Origin of the sequence: Roseiarcus sp., from assembly GCF_052145395.1 — a bacterium.
In the GTDB taxonomy this organism is placed as follows: Bacteria; Pseudomonadota; Alphaproteobacteria; order Rhizobiales; family Beijerinckiaceae; genus Roseiarcus.
Map to the genome: position 1 here is coordinate 1 of NZ_JBKQOT010000553.1, position 2,649 is coordinate 2,649.

General features: G+C 63.0%; 2 protein-coding genes and 1 pseudogene. 2 read left to right on the forward strand and 1 reads right to left on the reverse strand.

What is annotated here, in order from left to right; all coding sequences use genetic code 11:
- Positions 1–524: 524 nt before the first annotated feature.
- Positions 525–779 (reverse strand): hypothetical protein, encoded by a 255-nt coding sequence (locus tag ACLP25_RS19045; protein ID WP_442470734.1) that lies wholly within the window; start codon positions 777–779, stop codon positions 525–527.
- A gap of 300 nt (positions 780–1,079) precedes the next feature.
- Here ACLP25_RS19045 and ACLP25_RS19050 point away from each other — a divergent pair, with 300 nt between their 5' ends.
- Both ACLP25_RS19050 and ACLP25_RS19055 read left to right on the forward strand, forming a co-directional pair.
- A complete protein-coding gene (locus ACLP25_RS19050) occupies positions 1,080–1,940 on the forward strand; it encodes a hypothetical protein (RefSeq protein WP_442470735.1) in 861 nt (286 codons plus the stop codon).
- Between the two features lie 337 nt (positions 1,941–2,277).
- Positions 2,278–2,649: pseudogene (locus ACLP25_RS19055) on the forward strand (excinuclease ABC subunit UvrB); the annotation flags it as partial.

A 2,649-nucleotide genomic window follows, 5' to 3' on the forward strand; every position in this document is an offset into this window, starting at 1 on the left:
CTCATTGAGATCGGACGCCCTTAATAGCCAGATATCAGACGTTGTTTAATTAACACGACGATCAGCGTGGATTGAGCAAGAGGGGTCTGTAGAAACCGCGCGCCTTGCAGCGGCCACTTCACCCGCAGCCTCATGCAACATAACACTCAACTTCCGCCGCCGTCGCCTCTGCCTATCTGCGCAATCATATGTTCTTGTTCTGTTCATGTCAATGAATTGTCTCATCAGGCGCCCGGCCTCAGCGCTGGCGTTGTCCATATTGCGGGTTGGCTCGGCCGATACCACGGAAACAGGCGCCCATTGGCTCTGGCGTCCAGGGGCCGCAGCGGCGCATCTCCAATTGCACGCGCATCTCAATCCGTTGGGTCGGCTGGCCGAACTGCCAGGAACCTGGGTGACCGAACAGACCGACGAGATGAATGGTCGGCCTCGCCGAAGGCCTGGACCGGCGCCTATGGTCCGATTGTCCTCGGCGCCAATGCCATTGACCCGGATTCGAGCCCCGTCTCGTAAGGCGCCCGGCCTCAGCGGTTGGTGTTGTCCACGCAGCCCCACCGCACGCAGTCGTCGGGGTTGCGGCTCAACCCATCGGTCTCGTGGATGTTGCGGGGGTAGGCGAGCCGCGGGTCGGGGTCGCGGAACACGGTCGGCTTCTGCCCCGGCGGCAGAGCTTCGTACTGTGAAACCGATATCACCGGAATGGGCGCCCGTTCGGTCTGGCATCCGGCGACCGCGGCCGCCAGCGCGAACGCAAGCCGAAGACTGAATCCAATGTTCATTGCCGCCTCCCGCGCGATCCGGCGACCGACGCAGCCCCAAGAAACAAGATCGAAACGACTTCTAACGTTGGAAAGCGCGGAACGCGTTGGTCGAGGACTAAAATCTTGTTTAGCGGCGGCCGGGCCCGCGCCTTTTTGCCTGCGCGCACTGTGACAGCCGTCACAGCCGGCTCTGTAGAAATCAACGACGTTCGCGGCGTCCACACTGTCAACGCCGGCCCTCATATCCGGATCGTGCAGCGTGAGGCGAGCGGGGGCGGCGCCGACTCAATTTCTGTCGCCTATTTGAGGGAGCTAACCATGTCTATCAGCGGACAAATATACGGCATTACCGATCCGAAGGGTTTCTTTACTGCGGTTCTCCTCGGCCAGAAGCCGACGACCGGATTCACGCCTTTGTCAAAACAGAACTTCGAGATCTCGATGCTCGGCGTGACGAGCCTTCCCTCGAACCCGAACCTGCATCACGTGCAAAACGGCGCGGTCGCTCCCGCCAATTGCAGCTTCACATTCCCAGACTATCCGGCGAATTTCGACGTCAAGGACGTCGCAATCAACCTCTCCCTGAACGGCCATCCCGTTTATCGCAGCACGATGTTCTCCTACGCCCGGGCGCAGCAGGGCGGACTCGACATCTACATCAATCAGCCGGTGTTGCCGCCCGCGGACGCCATTACCGCCGGCGAAATCAGCCAGCATCTGGGCGGCGCCGGCTTGCCGTCCGATACGACCCTGACCTCGAACCCGTGGGGCATCTGGGTCGCCGGCGACCAGTCGGGCGCCAATGTGCAGTTTGGCGTGAAGCTGGTTCCGCACACCTCGACCAATCTGAACGTGTTCGCCGATATCGGGATCGACGGCTGGAACATCCATGTCGGCTTCCCGGCGGATTGCAAACTCAGCGCCGACGACATCTTGAACAAGATCAAAACGATGCTGGCGACCGACGATTCGGCGGTCAACGCGTTCATCAAGACCAAGGTGATGCAGTTTCTGACCGGGATCGCGGGAAACTTCGCAAACCAGGTCTATGGGGTGATCTCCATCACCTTCACGAGCATCGCCTTCCCGACGAAGCACACCTGGCCGCTCAGCGACACCAAGGACGGCGCCGGCATCATCACCATCGGCCCGACCATCGGATATCCGCAGAAGTGGTGACGAGTCGGTAGTCGCCATGCCCCTGTTGCGAAGGTGGCCCGGAGGGCCGGATGGGGTGCGGAAAGCAGGGATGGCTCAATGAAGGCTTGGGGTGACGGTCGTGCAATCCGCCGCAAAATTGCGGTGGCGGACCCCGCCCCATCCGGCGCTTCGCGCCACCTTCCCCGGCAGAGCCGGAGAAGAGCAGCGACCGGCCTTCGAAATGTGTGACTTCCGTCGCCCAACGGGAGAGGGGAGACACGCCCTTCCCCCGCCGCCCGACTCGCCCCATATTTCGCCCATGGCCGCCCCAAGGAAACCTGCTCGCGCCTCGCGTGGAAAAGCGTCGCGGCCGGAGTTGCAGCCGCTCGACGAGCATCTCGCCGTGCTGCTCAACCCCGCGCTGGTCGAGCCCAAGCCGGACGGCTTCGGCGAGGCGCCACAGCGCAGCTTCGAGGCGCCCGGTCCGGAAAATCATCCGCGCGGCCTGTCCGGCGCCACAGCCACCATCGAATCCCTGAAAACGCTGCTCGAGCTCGGGGACCCGAACATCCGCAACCGGCCGGCGTGGACGCCGCACCGGCCGCCGAGACCGGACAAATCCGAGGGCGGGCGAAGATTCCGCATCGAGGCCGACTACGAGCCCAAGGGCGACCAACCGGACGCGATCGAAGAGCTCGTCAAGGGCGTCGGGGCGAACGAGCGCGACCAGGTGCTGCTCGGCGTCACC